The following is a 16,266-nucleotide window of genomic DNA, read 5'->3' on the forward strand; positions in this document are numbered from 1 at the left end:
ATGCAGATAATTGCGCAGCTTTCATGTATTTGAAGCAATTCATTTTCAAAAAAATTATTTTAACTTAATGCGCAAACGATTGCGCACCTACTAAAAGAGAAAATATGAAGAACACCACGTGGTTGCCATCACTTACCGTTCTAGCCCTCGCAGCTTGCGGAAGCAGCACCCCCTCCCCGCAAATTCCAGAAGGCACCACGTTAAAAGTGGCACTTTTGGAAACAACGGATTTGCACCAAAATGTACTTAGCTATGACTACTATGGTTTGAAGCCAGATACCACACTAGGCCTGGAAAGAACCTCCACGTTGATCAGCGGCGCGCGTACAGAAAACCCAAACAATGTGTTATTGGATGATGGCGACGTTATTCAAGGTACTTTGTTGGGCGATTATCAAGCTGTAGCGTCGCCAGTACCTTGCAGTGGCACCATGGCAATTCATAAAGTCATGAACGCATTGAAATACGATGGCGGCGGCGTTGGAAATCACGAGTTCAATTATGGTTTAAATTTCCTGGGTCAGATTACCAACACAAACTTTGGTATTACAGGCATCACAGCGCCGAACAACTGTGGCGCACCTACTTATCCAATCGTACTTGCCAACGTTGTTAATGCAACAACACAAGCACCGATTTTCAATCCTTACTCCATCATTCCTAAAAAGTTCAGTGCGACTGCCCCTGACGGCACATCCATCAATGTCACTTTAAATGTAGGCATTATGGGTTTTGTACCGCCTCAAGTGATGGATTGGGATCAAAAGAATCTGGCTGGCAAAGTTTCGGTGAATGGTGTCGTAGAAACAGCAACCAAATACGTACCAGAAATACGTTCAAAGGGTGCTGACCTGGTCGTAGCATTGTCCCACGGTGGACTGGATGCATCCCCATACAGCCCAAAAATGGAAAATGGCAGCTTGTACTTGAGCACAGTTCCAGGCATTGATGCCTTGATGCTCGGTCATTCCCACTTGATCTTCCCTTTGCAAAAAGAAGCACCAGTAGATCCAACAAAACCATTTAAAATCGATGCATCTCTGGCAAACTTGCCAGGTGTTGATACGGTAAAAGGCCTTGTCAATGGCGTTCCCGCAGTAATGGCTCAGAGCTGGGGCCGTCGTCTTGGGATTATTCAAATGGTCTTGAAATATCAAGGCGGAAAATGGGTAGTTCAAAAAGATCAAACCAATGTTGAAGCTCGTGGCTTTACCTACACTGATGGAAAAACCAATATAGCAGCTGACCCGAGTATCGCACCGCTGGTTGATACTGAGCACAAAGCAACAATGGCATACGCTGCTCAACCATTGGGAACAACAACTGATTTTGAGATGTCGGCTTACTTTGCTTTAGTTGGTGACGTGAGTGCAATTCAGATCGTGAATCAAGCACAAATTAACTACGTGCAGAATTTCATCAATAACTCGACTGATCCAACGATTGCAAGCTATAAGTCAATTCCTGTTATTTCTTGCAGTGCACCGTTCAAGGCAGGACGCAATGGACCTACTGATTTCACTGACGTAGCTCCTACCGCAACTCCAGCAAATCCATTTGGCCTGCAAGTTCGTAATCCTGGCGATTTGTATTTGTACGGTAATAACAACTTGCAAGCAGTGAAAATTCAAGGTTCAGATCTGAAGAATTGGTTAGAAAAATCTGCCAGCCAATTCGCGCAAATCAACCCTTCTTTGACGACAGAACAAGATCTGGTTCCTTCTTACGGTACTATTTATAACTACGATGTATTCTACGCAACAAATAATGCATTGCAGTATCAAATCGACGTAACGCAGCCAGTAGGAAGCCGCATTGTTAACTTGACATACTTAGGAAAACCAGTCTCTCCAACTGATAATTTCATCGTTGCTACGAATGATTATCGTGCAGCTGGCGGTGGTAACTTCCCAGGCATCGACGGTAGCAAAACGATTATCAAGTCACCAGATGCGAATCAAGCTGTGGTCAGCAAATACATCAGCGGCCTCGGTAAAATGACTTCAGTCGCCAATGGTACTGGCCAAAGCTGGAGCTTCGTAAAAACAACAACGCAAGGTCCAGTTATTTTGCGCTCGGTGACTGGTAAATTGCCAGTAGCAAAAGCTGCAGGATTGGCTCGTGTCGTTGCAGAAGGTTCAGCCTTGGATCCAAACGGCTATGCCAAATATCAGATTGATCTGAGTAAGTAATACTAAGCTCACAATCTACATAAAGCGTAGTTACGGCGTGCTCCTGTTACTTTAGGAGCACGCTTCATATTTTCGATAAATGATGATGCAAACAATTTTTCGCTTAACAACTTCAGCGCTGATCGCAGTTTTATTTAGCGCATGCAGCCCGCATATCAAACAAAATCCCAGTTCAGCCGAAATTGAATCAATGGGAATGACAGCACTGCATGGCCAACAAAGCGAAGCATTCGTAGCCCTCAAAACCTGGGCACAGCAAGGTAATGTGGTCGCACAACGAGAATTAGCCTATGCACTATCGGTCAATAAAGACAAACAAAACGAAGCGGCAAACTGGCTTAAAAAAGCGGCTGAAGGTGGTGATAGTGATGCCCAATTCAACTATGCGGAAGCAAATTACAAATCCAGATTAGGCTTAAAACAAAACTATCCCGAGGCTTGGAAGTGGTATGAAGCCGCCTCAGTTAAAAAAAATGATAAAGCAACCTTTATGTTGTCACGTATGAGTAAATACGGTGAAGGTGTACCGAAAAATATAGAACAATCAGCTCATTGGTTGCAAGTCGCCAGCGAACAAGGTAATGCTCAAGCAATGTTTCTGCTCTCCAATGCATACGCCGACGGCGACGGGGTAAAGAAAGACCCTACCCTTGCCCATCATTGGTTAGAACTCTCTGCGGAAGGAGATTTCCCTGCAGCAATTCAGACATTAGCGATGGAATTGGATGGCAAACCAGATGCTAAAGAACAAGACAAACAACGTGCACGCCATTTACTCAAAGAAGCAAATGACGAACGCAAGATGCGCTGGAATCAGTACCAATAATTGCGCCTGGTCAATCCGATACAGATAATCAGGTGCGCGGTTGGCGCCTGATTTTAGAACCATTCACTGCTATCCACAACTCAATCAAATTGAGATCTGGTAATGTTCAAATTGAAGCGGTTCATCGTTCTAATTTAATTTTTTATGCATGCGCCGCAAATTTAACCACACAGCAACAGCAATCACAGGAATCAACAATCCCGTCACCAACTCTGGATTGAGCGTCACCCCGATCGCTTTTAAGCCTTTGCCCAAATAAAGCACCAAACCTGCGAGATAATAACTAATGGCAGCAACAGACAAACCTTCAACGGCTTGCTGCAGCCTTAGCTGTTGGGCAGCGCGTAAATTTAAACTTTGCAATATTCTCCGATTTTGCTGCTCCTGAACAATCCCAACCCGAGTGCGCAATAAATCATTGGTATGGGCAATCCTTGCCGCCAATGCTTCTTGCCTGTGGACGACGGACTCGCAAGTTTGCATCGCCGGAGCAAGACGCCTATCCATAAACTCGGCAATCGTTGGAATGCCTTCAATCCGAACTTCCCTCAACTCTTCAATGCGTGCATTGACCAGACTAAAATAAGCTTTAGAAGCAGAAAAACGGTAGCTGTTTTCCAGCGCTAATTTTTCAAGCCGAGCAGCAAGACCTATGATTTGTCGCAGCACATCTTGTTCGGCATCGGTATCAGACAATTCACCAAGTCCGTCAACACCACCTCTTAGAACCATATCAGAGGTCAACTTGACCAATTCATTTTCTATGCTATTTAAAACTGGCACCGCCGCTTGCGCCTGAGGCAAGCCGAGCAAAGCCATCATCCGATAAGTTTCAATTTCTAAAATTCTTTGTACGATACGACCAGGCTGCTGCTCAAGAAAACCAAAATCTTTGACAATAAAGCGACTAAAACCATCCGCCTTAATTAAAAAATCTGTCCAGACTTCACCACGAGAAATGACTTCGCTACCGACCAATAACGCACCGTCAAAAACACTACGCATCGCAGCCGCGTCTCCGCGCCCATATAATTGGGCGGGTAATAAAGCGATGTGTGCAGCAACCATGACTTTACCATCAAGGGCTGACAACCATTGTTGGGGCACGTGGCGCAAGGGATTTTTTTCGAATCCATCCACGCTAAAAACCGACTTACTCACTCCTTGGAGTTTTTCAGCATCATTTTCCAAAAAAGAATAGGTAGCAAATTCCGTATGGCACTCCCATTTCAATCGAAAGTGACCAAAATCATGGAAAAAATATTTTGCCTCCACCCCAGGACAAGCGACGCCAAAATATTGACAGAAATCAGCCAATATCGACAATTGCGTTTCAGCATTATCTCCTGCAATTTTCGCATCACTGCGCGCAAATACTGCGATATGCGTCAGCATTTCTGGCGACTGCAAACGCAAAGATGGTCTGGAATGCACTTCAGCAGCGAGAGGAATGCGCAGAGGATGATTAATGAGCATCGAGTTAAGTGCCATAGCGTTCACCAAAATTTAACAGCATACACAACAAGATGCCTGAAATAAGCGACACGCCGATGACAAGCATCAACCCAACCTGCAACGCTCCGATCAGACATCATGGCAGAATAGTCTGGTATTAGCTTATTCCGGATAGATCACATCAAGTATCGTCAGCTCATCAACACCGTTGGGCGTCTTAAGAATCACCGTATCACCAATCCTGCTTTTTGTCAGTGCTCTGGCGACTGGCGCGATCCAGCTGATACGACCTTGCAATGGGTCAAATTCATCCACACCGACTATGGTAATCGTCACTTCATCCCCATTCAAATTCTCATAAACCACAGTAGCGCCAAAAAAAACCTGATCCGACCCATGATGCACACGCGGATCAACAACTTCAGCAATATCGAGGCGTTTGCTCAAAAAACGAATACGCCGATCTATTTCTCTCAAACGTCGTTTACCATAAATATAATCACCGTTTTCTGAGCGATCACCGTTTGAGGCGGCCCAAGAGACAATATTAACGACCTCCGGACGCTCAACATCAATCAAGCGCAAAAACTCTTCCTTCATGGATTGATGGCCTTGAGGTGTCATATAGTTTTTTGCCCCAGCAGGTATTGCCGGTGCAGAAACATCATCTTCGTCGTCCGACTCTGATTCTTTAACAAACGCTTTACTCATTTTTTACATTCTATTCAAGCAGATCAAATAAATTCGCATCTTCTCACCGTATCTATAGCATCCCTTATAGAATAATGTTTTTTAAGCTTCACCTATGCCAGGAAATGAAAAACATCATCATTTGTATAGGCAAAGAGCTGATGCCAGATAATTTTATTATGACGAAGCAAATGAGTAAAAAAAACGAAGATTGCTGAATCATAAAAAGATCGGCATTACTCTAGGGACACTCAAGATATAGTGCGACAGGCACATTGTATGCCACAGTACTGATATGACATAGAAATGGAATTGTGCATGACCGAATTTTCTTCGATTAAACTCATTGTGGTCGACGACCATACAGTGGTAAGGGAAGGCATTAAAAGTATTATCAGTGCTACGCAAGACATTGGCGTGGTGGCCGAGACAGGATCGGGGCTCGATGCGATCCGCTTGTCACGACAACACGATTATAAAGTGATGCTGCTTGACATCGCTTTAGGTGACAAAAACGGCATCGAAGTGTTAAAGCAGATCAAAGCCGAGAAACCTGAAGTTCAAGTGCTGATGTTTTCGATCTATCGTGAAGACCAATATGCAATTCGATCACTCAAAGCTGGCGCCTCGGGATATTTGAACAAACAATGCAGCAAAGAAGACCTCGTTAATGCGATTCGCCAGGTCGCAAGCGGCCTTAAATATATCAGTCCACAATTGGCTCAAGAATTAGCTAACAACCTGAATCAGGAGCATGAAGACGCGTTACACAAAACTTTGTCTGATCGCGAGTTCCAAACGATGACGATGATTGCCTCAGGGAAATCAGTTAGCGATATTGCCAAAGATTTGTCTTTATCCGTAAAAACCATTAGCGAATATCGCTCAAGAATTCTCTTAAAGATGAAATTACGTCACAACGCAGAGCTTACACATTACGCAATTAAGAATCAGCTGGTAGACTAGATGCATCAACCTTAGCTGGCGACGCAAAATGTCAAACAAACCGAATAACCCGCAACTTAAAAGTCCAACTGATATTGCTCGTGAAACGTTTCGTCAATTGGCAATACAGCGAGTTGCGCCAACGCCTGATGCATATCAGAAACTATATAATGAAATTGCGGGAATCACGACTACCAGTCAAAATGCAATTTCACCTGCAAAAATCGATGATCCAGTTGCCGCTGAGCCGTCTGCGGCAGAAAACTTGCTATCTAGCTTTGCGACAAGTCTGCAAAATTCCAAAGGAGAACTTTCAACCTTTGGCTATCGTTTTAGTCGTGCCGCAAAGAGCGGCAATTGGGAAGAATACAGCAAAACATTGGAGCTTTTAACCGAGCACATTACGGCACCGCCGCCACCTGTAGCGCCCGCGCCAAAACCAATGAGCCTGGTAGATCCGATACCGGCGCCGCCAAGCAATAGCGCTTCTATCCCTTTGATTGATTTACCGTCTGTCGATGACCCACGTCAAAAATTGCTCAAGGATCTTCTCTACCGGACTTTATCCCTCGCACTATGTGCCGTGCTAAAACCGACCTCACCTGCTCTGGCTAGTGAATCTGAAGCACTAGGAATGGCCGTGAAAGAAGCTGAATCAGAGAGTTCGTTCAATCTACTGGCTTCACGCCTCAAGCAATTGTGCTTCCAAATCGAACTACAAAGTGGCGATAGCGCAGAACAACAAGAATTGCTGTTGCGACTATTTCATTTGCTCCTGTCTAACATTCACGACTTACTTGACAATGATAATTGGCTGCGAGGCCAGATTGAAGTCGTACAAAATTTAATTGCAGGCCCTATCGACCACCGGGCATTGCAAGAAGCGACGCGTAGCCTTAAAGAAGTTATCTACAAGCAAGGTGCCCTCAAAAACACATTGGTTGAATCGAAAAATTCAGTCAAAAACATGATGACAGCGTTCGTCGACAGACTCGACGTCATGGTTCACAGCACCGATGCGTATCAGCACAAAATGGATGATTACGCGATTGAGATTAGCACAGCGAAAGATACCGGTCAGGTGAGCCGCATCATTGGCAATATTCTGGAAGAAACACGTACCGTTCAATCTGAGGCCGTCAGATCACGCGACATCATCGTTGCCGCACAAAAAGAAGTCGTCGAAGCCGAAATCAAGATTAAAGACCTCGAAAACAAACTCGCCCAAATGAGCGAGTTAGTCCGCGAAGATCAATTAACCGGTAGTTTGAACCGCCGAGGTATGGATGATATTTTTGAACGCGAAGCGGATCGCGCCGACCGTCGCAATACGCCATTATGCATAGCATTATTAGACCTCGATAATTTCAAAAAACTCAATGACACTCATGGACATGCAGCGGGTGACGAGGCCCTGATACACCTGGTACGTATCGTAAAGCAAACCCTACGCTCTATCGACGTCATTGCACGCTATGGTGGTGAAGAGTTTGTCATTATCATGCCTGAAACTCAGCTTGAGGAAGCATCGCAGGCAATGGTAAGAGTGCAACGCGAGTTGACTAAGCATTTCTTTACCGCTGATGAGAAACGCTTATTCATCACATTCAGCGCCGGTGTTGCACTGCGCGCACCACGTGAGACACAAGAAGCCTTGATCAAACGAGCGGACAAAGCAATGTATTCAGCGAAACAGTCAGGGAAAAATCGGGTTGCGATGGCGGATTAACGTGTCGAGCGTCGCGAACCAACTCTTTTATTCAGAAACGAAAGAAATCAGCCAGTATGTCACGCTGATCTTTTTTAAAGACTAATTCACCACCATCTTTTTGGAAAACGAGCGAGTTAGCTTGAGTATCTCTACTTATAACACTCACGCCCTGCGAAATAACGCTACGATCAGCAACTTTACAATCCCCGATAATCGCCGAGTTGGGGTACATAATTACCCCCTCGCCCAATACCGGTGCGGCGCCGTGATTTTTACCTACAGTCGAATTTTGATAGAGAACCAGATAATTCCCGTAGGTAGCTTTAGCTAATACAATCCCCACAGAATGCCCGATAAAGAAAACCGGTGGCATTTCAATCTCATAGAACAGGTCGATGCCGTTGAGCGCTTTGTTTAGGTAAAACAACTTTGTGCAAATATCAGGCTGATGTTCGTTTCTATGAATACTATTGCTTAAATAATATAAAAACATGCAGTATTGAGTGGAATGCAGATAATTAAATTTATCCGGAGTCCACATTTTTACTCGATTAATACAATTACCGGTTCTCACGAGCGCTTCATCAATATACTTCTCTAAAACATCACGGCTATTTTTTCCATCCGGGAAGAAGGAATTAAGTTGATTCTCCAGGTAACGTAATAATCCACTCCTCCCAAGATGAACGATATCCATTATTCACTCCGATAAATCATATACACCAACGCAGCGTCGAATTCCACTAATCCCTCATCTTCATACCAATTAGTATCATCACCGACCTTCTCGATCCTCAGAGGAACGCGCTTGACTTCTTGAAACCCAACTTTTCTATAGAAATCTAAGGCCGTATTGTCGGATCTGACGCGAACACCAAGCGAAATTAGTGACAATTGCTCTTTCGCCCACTTCAAGGTTGTTTGCAATGCCAGCTTCATCAAACCGTAGGGAGATGCCCCGCCACTGACGATCGCATCCGCTTCACCGTAACCAGTGTCCCAATCAATAAAAGCTAAACCGATATGTCCCAAGCGCTCGCCGTCAAGCGTCACCAGCATAAATAAAATTTTGCCTTCATTTTTATGAACGTATTCGGAAAGCCATTTGGCTGTGCGTTCCGGATACGCGCGAAATTCAGTCAGGAATGATTTAACGTATTTGTTCCTCCAGTCGCTCAACAGTTGCAAATCGAGAGGATCATGCTGACTTGGTAGCGTTGGTATAACTCGCAAATAAGCACGTACTGGCTTACCTACCGGGATAACAAAATTGGTCTTATTTAATCCTGAACTTTCTTTAATATAATGCAGGAGGTTTTTTCCAACTGACAATCCAGTGTTCATTTTTCTCTCGCTTCAAAATAAGCACGCACTTGTTCAGCCACTTCTTTTACCACGCTCAACGGCATTTTAGAATGAAGCGGTAAAGAGAGAATTTCTTTACCGACCTTATCAGTCACATCAAGATTCCCGGCCTTGCAATTTTTCCACAGAGAGAACAAATGTCCTGGCTGCCAATGAATGCCTGTATCGACACCATTTTTCTTTAATTCTGCGCGTAAGTCATCCCGTTGTTCTGCTGGCACTCTGATGTAATATAAAAACGGATTTACTTCATCAAAATTGGTCTTTGGAACTCTGACATGGGGAACGTCTTTTAACAGTTCATTGTAATACCTGGATGCTTCACGTCTACTAGTTGAGATCACATCCAACTTACCCAACTGAGCAACACCAATGGCAGCATGCATGTTTAACATGTGGTAGCGAAAACCAACACGCTCAACATCAAAAGTCCAGGCACGTTGATTCTGGTACATCACTGAAGAGGGTTGCTGCATGCCTAGCAAACGTAACTCATGCACATACTTTAATTCTTCTTCTGTCTTTACGACAACAGTACCGCCATCCAAACAGGTGATTGTTTTTACTGGGTCATGGCTGAAAACACAAATATCTGAAAAGCTGCCTACTGGCTTACCTTTGTATGCCGAGCCAAATGAATGCGCGGCATCGTGGATAACGCGTAGATTGTGCTTTTTGGCGAATGCGGCAATTCCCTCATGATCTGACAAAATACAATCGTAATCCATGACAATAATGGCTTTAGTTTTTGCTGTTACAAGCTCTTCTGCCTTAACCAAATCAAGTTCCAACGTATCATCATTGCAATCACAAAATACGATGTCTGCGCCAACCCATCCGATCGCCTGAAAATCAGCTGAACAATTAAAAGAAGCAACGATGACTTCATCCCCTTTTGAGACGCCCGCCACTAACAAGGCAATATGCAAAGCAGCTGTACCAGTACTTACTGCAGCAACATAGCGATCTTCTGCACCGATAATTTCTTTTACTTTTTGCTCAAACTGAGAAACATAGCTTCCCATTCCCAACCAACCCATTTCCAAAGATTCTTTACTGGCGTTGATTTCTTCTTGTTCTATCAATGGCTTAAATACGGGAATCATTTTTTGTCTCCTAACAATTTCACGTTGATCAATATTCACTACAGTGCTTATTCAAATGTATGTATTTCAGGGATCGCAACAGCAAACCGTGGTTCCCAATGACATACCTGCCTTAACTCCTTAGAAATTTCGTCTCTTAAATTCCAAGGTAAAATCAAAATTCGATCTGGACGCTCCCGAATAAGAAAAGGTACATCTACGATCGGGATTCTGCTACCCGGAAGGTATTTACCTTGCTTATGCGGATTGGCATCAACGACATAGCTCAATAAATCACTTCGTACGCCAGCAAAATTGAGTAACGTATTCCCTTTGGCTGCAGCACCATAGGCAGCCACGCGTAAGCCATCGCGTTTGCAATCCAACAGAAAGCGCAAAACTTCGTGTTTAATTTTTTCAGCTTGATCCTGGAATGTAGTATAAAAAGTTAAACTGGTCATTCCAAGTTGACTTTCCTTCTGTAGCAGTTGCGATACGGCGCAAGTAGCGATGTGCTCCCCAGAGTCGGAACGTTGCGCATAGACACGTAAGCTTCCGCCATGCGTCGGTAATTCTTCCACATCAAATATGGTCAAACCATTAGCCGCAAAAATACGCTGTACTGCGGTCAGAGACAAGTACGAATAATGTTCATGGTAAGCAGTGTCAAACTGCAGTCCCTGTACCATCTGCAACAGATGTGGGAATTCGAAAGTCGCCGTGCCGCTTGGCTTAAGCAAGGTAGCAAACCCAGCAACAAAATCATTGATATCAGGAACATGCGCCAACACATTATTGGCTACCATCAGGTCGGCTTGCCGTCCTTCGCTGGCGAGCGTAGAGGCTAAATCTTGGCCAAAAAAATCCGAAAGAATTTCTATTCCTCGCTCTCTCGCCACAGCAGCGGTGCTGGCGGTAGGCTCAATACCATAACAAGGAATATTCGCCGCTTTAACATACTGCAGTAAGTAACCGTCATTGGCAGCAACCTCGACGACACAATCTTGTTTACCAAGTTTAAAACGTTCACACATCGTTGAAACATATTGCTCGGCATGCTTTAGCCACGTGCTGGAGTAAGAACTGAAGTAAGCATATTCGTCGTCAAAAAGTGCCTCCCGTCCGGTAAAATCTTCAGTCTGCACCAACCAACAACATTCGCAGACCAGTAAGCGTAAAGGCAACCACGTTTCGGAAGCATGTAACTGTTCTGGTCGAAGATAGGCATTCGATGGAGGCGCAGTGCCTAAATCCAGCAAGGTGTTATTCAATAGTGCCTGACAATGTCTGCATTTCACAACTGAACCCCTTTAAAATCGTCAGTCAACAATGGATGTGATTGATCTCGCCCGGACAATTCTTGCACTGGCAATGGCCACACTATGTTCAAGCGCGGATCTGTCACTGACAGCCCGGTTTCTGATCCGGATGAATAAACCTCGCTATGACAATATAGCAGATCAACCTCGTCCGTTAATGTCTGAAAACCGTGCGCAAAGCCCTGCGGAATCAATAATGAACAATGATTTTCTGCAGATAGCCGCTCAGCATGCCAGTGTAAAAAAGTTGGCGAGCCTTTGCGCACATCGACAACCACATCCCATATTTCACCTCGCAAGCAAGAAACCAGTTTCATCTCACTGTGTGGCGGCAACTGAAAGTGTAAGCCGCGAACCGTTCCCCGTTTTTGTGTATAGGTGTGATTGATTTGCCTTACTGCGCCTCGCCAACCAGCCGCACTCAATTCTTCATCGCAAAACATTCGTTCAAAAAAGCCACGCGCATCTCCAAGGGGGAGGCGTTTCAACAATGTTAGCCCAGACAAAGGTGTTGAACTCTGTAGAAATCGTTCACTCATACAACCGCCTCAAAGGCCGCTATATCGTTAAGACAAAGCTGATACGCACCTGCGCCATCAGCGAATGCACGGTACCATTGCATGCTCATTGTGACAGCGTGGTTGAGGTCGAAACGTGGCTCAATTCCCAACATGTCACGGGCCTTATCCACATTCAGACTCAGCAATGCGGCTTCGTGCTCGCCTTCAAGTTGACTCGCATACTTAATTTCACCGCTACCATACGCTTGTCGTGCCAGATCTATCACCTGCCGTACCGTTGCATTAGCTTCTGGCGAGGGTCCAAAATTCCACGCCCCACCAGGAAGCTGTTGACTTACCAACGCCTGTGCGAGCCTCAAATAAGCGGACACCGGCTCAAGCACATGTTGCCACGGCCTCACCGCCTCAGGGCGTCTTATTTCAAGTACCTGCCCCGATTGCCACGCTCTGATTGCGTCCGGCAACAACCGATCTTCCGACCAATCACCACCACCGATCACATTACCCGCCCGTGCGCTGGCAATTTGAGTGCCTTGATCACTCAAATATGCATCACGATAACTTGCAATAATTAATTCTGAAGCCGCTTTACTTGCGCTATATGGATCATGCCCACCGAGTTCGTCGTTTTCGCTGAACGCATGACCATGTTCCGGATTTTTATAAACTTTATCCGTCGTTACCAACAGCGCAGCTTTGACAGACTCCAAACCGCGCAATGCATTTAAGACATGCACGGTACCCAGCACGTTGGTCGCAAAGGTCTCTACTGGCAGTTTATAACTTTTTCTGACCAATGCTTGTGCAGCGAGATGAAAAACAATTTCTGGCTGTGCCGTGTGAATGAGTGAAGTGAGTTTGTGCTGTTCGCGAATATCACACACGTGATGAGCAAGAATTTTTTCTACTCCTGCCGCAACAAATAAAGAAGGCTGAGTCTCTGGTGCAAGCGCTATGCCAGTCACCTTCGCACCCAATTGATGTAAATAAATGGCCAACCAACTTCCCTTAAAGCCAGTATGTCCGGTCAATAAGACGCGGCGCCCGCGCCAGAAATCTTTGTCTAATCTCATTTCCACGTTTTCCAGGGGGCTCTGCCTGACTGCCATAACTCTTCGAGCAGTGTTTTTTCACGCAAAGTGTCCATAGGCTGCCAAAAGCCGCTGTGCTCGAACGCTCTCAACTGATCTTGTTGAGCAAGATTTGCAAGCGGTTCCAATTCCCAGCTCGTTGTATCATCGCTGACGAAATCAATCACCTTTGGTGACAAGATAAAATAGCCACCATTAATCCAACCGCCATCACCACGCGGCTTTTCTATAAAGCCTTCAACCTTATCCCCATCCCTCAATAATGCACCATAGCGTCCTGGAGGCAAAACAGCAGTAACAGTGGCTAGTTTTCCGTGCTTTTGATGAAAAGCAATTGATGCCGCAATATCGACATCGGACACGCCGTCACCGTAGGTAAAACAAAAAGCTTCTTCATCCTTAAGATAGTTTGCAACTCGCTTAAGACGACCGCCAGTCATAGTTTCAGCTCCGGTATCGACCAAGGTCACCTTCCAAGGCTCAGCATGTTGTTCATGAACCTCCATTTGATTATTCGCCAAATCGAAAGTGACGTCCGACATATGCAAAAAATAATTGGCAAAATATTCTTTGATGATGTAGCCCTTGTAACCACAACAAATCACAAAATCATTGATGCCATGCGCCGAATAACTCTTCATGATGTGCCATAAAAGTGGATATCCGCCCACTTCAATCATGGGTTTCGGACGAAGATGTGTCTCCTCAGAGATTCGGGTTCCCAATCCACCTGCGAGTATGACGGCTTTCATACCGATTCCTTTTCGCAATAGATTTTCCACATCTGACGATAGGCATTTTCGACATCATGAGCAAATAATTTTTCATCCATTAACGGAGACTTGATCAATTCAGCGCGCATATTTTTTCTCAAATGCTGAAGCAGTTCGGTATCGTGAGCAAGTGTTAATACTTTTTCTGCATACTCCATCTCTGAATGCGCAATCCATTCTGGATGACCTGCCGCACCAAGAATACTTGAACCGATGCGCCCCACAGAGGGACGATCAGCCAAAGTAACGAAAGGAATACCCATGAACAACGTCTCAATCAACGTTGTGCCAGAGTTATGTGGAAAGCAATCGAGGCCAATATCAATTTTTTGCAACGGTAACCATGATGGCGAAGAATAACCAATATCAAGACGTGAACGCTCGATACCATGCTTGATAAACCGGGCTGCAACCTCATCCTGAATTTTCGGATCGGAAAAATCACTACTACTAATCACTAGTCTTGAGTTTGGCATGGCGTCAAGAATAGCAGACCACACTCTGACCACTTTGTGCGTAATACGATTTGAACGTGACAACGTACCGAAAGTAATAATGCCATCCTTAAGGAATGGGGATTCATTCAGACTGACAGCAACACCATATGGCCGATAAACCACAGAACTATTCTCGAGACTCCAGAGTTTTTCGGAGAAAAGATGATCACAGTTGGTATTTGCTATGTACTTATCCGTTAAATAATAATCTACCGCTGTCAAACCAGTCGTATAACCAAAATCCAACCAATGCGCTGACACCGGCGCTGGCTTTCTTGCTAATACACCGAGTCGGTTATTCGTCGAGTGGCCACTAATATCAATCAAAATATCAATCTGATCCGACCGTATCCTATTGGCGACCTCTTCATCACTCATGCCTTTTGTGTCCACCCAGCAATCTACGCACGCTTTATATTTCGCCGTCACATCGTCTTCACTTGGCGGATCTGAGTAAGCAAAAACCTCTAGTAGGCGATGATCATGGTTCTCCATTAATGGCAGTAAATGATATTTGCAAACCTGATTGTAAAAAGCTTGCGAAATATAAGCGACACGCAAGCGCTTATCTGGATCACGCTTATTTTCAAAAGGGCGCCAGGTGTGATGAAAAGGCAGGCCAAATTTTTGGTTAAACTCCTCATAGGCGCCGTAGATGACTTCAGCAGGTAGGTCTGGATGATTATTCAACGCGAACAGTAATGCGCTGTAAATTCTGCGAGTCAAATCTGCTTGCGATTCCTGAACGAATAACAGGGCTTGCATATAAGCCTCAATGGCACCATCGAGTTGATTCGCTTTTTGTAGCGTATTTCCGTATGCAGACCAGATCCTTGCGTTATCTGTTGATTTGGAGAGCGCCACATTTGCAAGATCAACAGCGTCCTTTACCCTGCCTGCATCAGCATACAAATTAATCAAAGATGGATAGGCGGACATCAAATCTGGCTGCAATTCAATTGCCTTCTCATAGCTGGCAATGGCATTGGCAAATTGCATCGTATCGCTATAAGCGATCCCGATATTATTGTGAATCAAGGCGTGATCGTAGCCATTTTTCAATGCAATAGAAAAGCATTGAATGGCGTCATGTGGTCTTCCCAACGCACGGTAAACATTACCCAAATTATTATTCCCCATTGTCGACAAGGGGTCTAATTTTATTGTCCGCTCCAGAAACGGGAGTGCCTCGGCATACTTTCCCTGCATATTTAAGATACCGCCCAGACTCAGCAAAACACCAGGGTTATTTGGTTCGCAGCTAACGGCTTTCCTTCCCGCATCAGCTGCCTCATCAAATCGTTGCTGCTCAAACAGACTAATAGCGAAATAATTCCATGCAATGCCATCTTTGGCGTTTGCCTTGGTCAACCAAAGACTTATCGCCTCCATCAGCGTCAATTGTCGATGGAGTAAGCACGCATCGAGTAACGCGTGGCAAACTTTTACATCACCCGCCGATCCCTTCACAACAGAGAAGTAGTGTTGCAAAAAGGTCCATGCACGATCAAGCTCAACGGATTTCAGGCTGATTTTTGCCATGAGGAGATTCGCATCAGGATGAAGAGGGAAAGTATCCAGAATCTCCAGACAAAGTTGCCTTGCGCTCTCGAGCTCATTGTTTTTAAACAATTGCCTGGCATCATTAATACCGACTTTTTTCGCTTTTGAAGACTTCATCAACTTTCCTCATCAATGGTGGCTCAAGCACCGCACTAATCAATACCCTCAAAATACACCTAACCCGCCGAAATAATCGCTTCCACGCAGATACAATTGCACATCAAATACATTTT

The 16,266-nt window shown here is 44.9% G+C and carries 14 protein-coding genes; 4 read left to right on the forward strand and 10 right to left on the reverse strand.

What is annotated here, in order from left to right; all coding sequences use genetic code 11:
• Positions 1-104: 104 nt before the first annotated feature.
• Together ACO0KY_RS07025 and ACO0KY_RS07030 are read left to right on the forward strand one after the other, a co-directional pair.
• On the forward strand, positions 105-2,192 hold the full coding sequence (locus ACO0KY_RS07025; RefSeq protein WP_423045016.1) for a bifunctional 2',3'-cyclic-nucleotide 2'-phosphodiesterase/3'-nucleotidase: 2,088 nt from the start codon (positions 105-107) through the stop codon (positions 2,190-2,192).
• A gap of 85 nt (positions 2,193-2,277) precedes the next feature.
• Positions 2,278-3,018 carry a tetratricopeptide repeat protein gene (locus ACO0KY_RS07030; RefSeq protein WP_423045017.1) on the forward strand — a complete coding sequence of 247 codons (741 nt, stop codon included), beginning with the start codon at positions 2,278-2,280 and terminating at the stop codon, positions 3,016-3,018.
• A gap of 129 nt (positions 3,019-3,147) precedes the next feature.
• On the opposite strand, the gene ACO0KY_RS07035 is transcribed toward ACO0KY_RS07030, so the two are convergent.
• On the reverse strand, positions 3,148-4,509 hold the full coding sequence (locus ACO0KY_RS07035; RefSeq protein ID WP_423045018.1) for a DUF3422 family protein: 1,362 nt from the start codon (positions 4,507-4,509) through the stop codon (positions 3,148-3,150).
• Positions 4,510-4,635: 126 nt separating this feature from the next.
• Complete coding sequence (greB, locus tag ACO0KY_RS07040; protein ID WP_186911667.1) at positions 4,636-5,184, reverse strand: transcription elongation factor GreB; 549 nt, start codon at positions 5,182-5,184, stop codon at positions 4,636-4,638.
• A gap of 297 nt (positions 5,185-5,481) precedes the next feature.
• On the opposite strand from greB, the gene ACO0KY_RS07045 reads away from it, so the two are divergent.
• Positions 5,482-6,129 (forward strand): response regulator, encoded by a 648-nt coding sequence (locus ACO0KY_RS07045; RefSeq protein WP_186911666.1) that lies wholly within the window; start codon positions 5,482-5,484, stop codon positions 6,127-6,129.
• A gap of 28 nt (positions 6,130-6,157) precedes the next feature.
• Positions 6,158-7,837 (forward strand): GGDEF domain-containing protein, encoded by a 1,680-nt coding sequence (locus ACO0KY_RS07050; RefSeq protein WP_423045019.1) that lies wholly within the window; start codon positions 6,158-6,160, stop codon positions 7,835-7,837.
• Between the two features lie 31 nt (positions 7,838-7,868).
• Here the strand turns inward: ACO0KY_RS07050 and ACO0KY_RS07055 are convergent, their stop codons facing one another.
• The 8 genes from ACO0KY_RS07055 to ACO0KY_RS07090 are packed head-to-tail and all read right to left on the reverse strand — an operon-like array spanning position 7,869 to position 16,150.
• Entirely contained in the window at positions 7,869-8,516 is a 648-nt protein-coding gene (locus ACO0KY_RS07055) for a hypothetical protein (RefSeq protein ID WP_423045020.1), read from the reverse strand.
• A complete protein-coding gene (locus ACO0KY_RS07060) occupies positions 8,516-9,163 on the reverse strand; it encodes a GNAT family N-acetyltransferase (protein ID WP_423045021.1) in 648 nt (215 codons plus the stop codon). Before ACO0KY_RS07060 ends, ACO0KY_RS07055 begins: the two co-directional genes overlap by 1 nt.
• A complete protein-coding gene (locus ACO0KY_RS07065; RefSeq protein ID WP_423045022.1) occupies positions 9,160-10,290 on the reverse strand; it encodes a DegT/DnrJ/EryC1/StrS family aminotransferase in 1,131 nt (376 codons plus the stop codon). The genes ACO0KY_RS07060 and ACO0KY_RS07065 overlap by 4 nt, the downstream gene beginning before the upstream one ends.
• 47 nt (positions 10,291-10,337) lie before the next feature.
• Complete coding sequence (locus ACO0KY_RS07070) at positions 10,338-11,567, reverse strand: methyltransferase domain-containing protein (protein ID WP_423045023.1); 1,230 nt, start codon at positions 11,565-11,567, stop codon at positions 10,338-10,340.
• Positions 11,564-12,127 carry a dTDP-4-dehydrorhamnose 3,5-epimerase family protein gene (locus ACO0KY_RS07075; protein WP_423045024.1) on the reverse strand — a complete coding sequence of 188 codons (564 nt, stop codon included), beginning with the start codon at positions 12,125-12,127 and terminating at the stop codon, positions 11,564-11,566. The genes ACO0KY_RS07070 and ACO0KY_RS07075 overlap by 4 nt, the downstream gene beginning before the upstream one ends.
• Positions 12,124-13,182 (reverse strand): CDP-glucose 4,6-dehydratase, encoded by a 1,059-nt coding sequence (gene rfbG / locus ACO0KY_RS07080; protein WP_423045025.1) that lies wholly within the window; start codon positions 13,180-13,182, stop codon positions 12,124-12,126. Before rfbG ends, ACO0KY_RS07075 begins: the two co-directional genes overlap by 4 nt.
• On the reverse strand, positions 13,179-13,952 hold the full coding sequence (gene rfbF, locus ACO0KY_RS07085) for a glucose-1-phosphate cytidylyltransferase (protein WP_423045026.1): 774 nt from the start codon (positions 13,950-13,952) through the stop codon (positions 13,179-13,181). The genes rfbG and rfbF overlap by 4 nt, the downstream gene beginning before the upstream one ends.
• Complete coding sequence (locus tag ACO0KY_RS07090; protein WP_423045027.1) at positions 13,949-16,150, reverse strand: tetratricopeptide repeat protein; 2,202 nt, start codon at positions 16,148-16,150, stop codon at positions 13,949-13,951. Before ACO0KY_RS07090 ends, rfbF begins: the two co-directional genes overlap by 4 nt.
• Between the last annotated feature and the right edge of the window lie 116 nt (positions 16,151-16,266).

The organism is Undibacterium sp. Dicai25W (genome assembly GCF_049340505.1).
In the GTDB taxonomy this organism is placed as follows: domain Bacteria; phylum Pseudomonadota; class Gammaproteobacteria; order Burkholderiales; family Burkholderiaceae_D; genus Undibacterium; species Undibacterium jejuense.

What these genes read in the sequence shown, in the direction of transcription:
- ACO0KY_RS07025 (WP_423045016.1), top strand. Translation starts at nt 105, where the DNA reads ATGAAGAACACCACGTGGTTGCCATCACTTACCGTTCTAGCCCTCGCA.
- ACO0KY_RS07030 (WP_423045017.1), top strand. Translation starts at nt 2,278, where the DNA reads ATGCAAACAATTTTTCGCTTAACAACTTCAGCGCTGATCGCAGTTTTA.
- ACO0KY_RS07035 (WP_423045018.1), bottom strand. Translation starts at nt 4,509, where the DNA reads ATGGCACTTAACTCGATGCTCATTAATCATCCTCTGCGCATTCCTCTC.
- greB (WP_186911667.1), bottom strand. Translation starts at nt 5,184, where the DNA reads ATGAGTAAAGCGTTTGTTAAAGAATCAGAGTCGGACGACGAAGATGAT.
- ACO0KY_RS07045 (WP_186911666.1), top strand. Translation starts at nt 5,482, where the DNA reads ATGACCGAATTTTCTTCGATTAAACTCATTGTGGTCGACGACCATACA.
- ACO0KY_RS07050 (WP_423045019.1), top strand. Translation starts at nt 6,158, where the DNA reads ATGTCAAACAAACCGAATAACCCGCAACTTAAAAGTCCAACTGATATT.
- ACO0KY_RS07055 (WP_423045020.1), bottom strand. Translation starts at nt 8,516, where the DNA reads ATGGATATCGTTCATCTTGGGAGGAGTGGATTATTACGTTACCTGGAG.
- ACO0KY_RS07060 (WP_423045021.1), bottom strand. Translation starts at nt 9,163, where the DNA reads ATGAACACTGGATTGTCAGTTGGAAAAAACCTCCTGCATTATATTAAA.
- ACO0KY_RS07065 (WP_423045022.1), bottom strand. Translation starts at nt 10,290, where the DNA reads ATGATTCCCGTATTTAAGCCATTGATAGAACAAGAAGAAATCAACGCC.
- ACO0KY_RS07075 (WP_423045024.1), bottom strand. Translation starts at nt 12,127, where the DNA reads ATGAGTGAACGATTTCTACAGAGTTCAACACCTTTGTCTGGGCTAACA.
- rfbG (WP_423045025.1), bottom strand. Translation starts at nt 13,182, where the DNA reads ATGAGATTAGACAAAGATTTCTGGCGCGGGCGCCGCGTCTTATTGACC.
- rfbF (WP_423045026.1), bottom strand. Translation starts at nt 13,952, where the DNA reads ATGAAAGCCGTCATACTCGCAGGTGGATTGGGAACCCGAATCTCTGAG.
- ACO0KY_RS07090 (WP_423045027.1), bottom strand. Translation starts at nt 16,150, where the DNA reads ATGAAGTCTTCAAAAGCGAAAAAAGTCGGTATTAATGATGCCAGGCAA.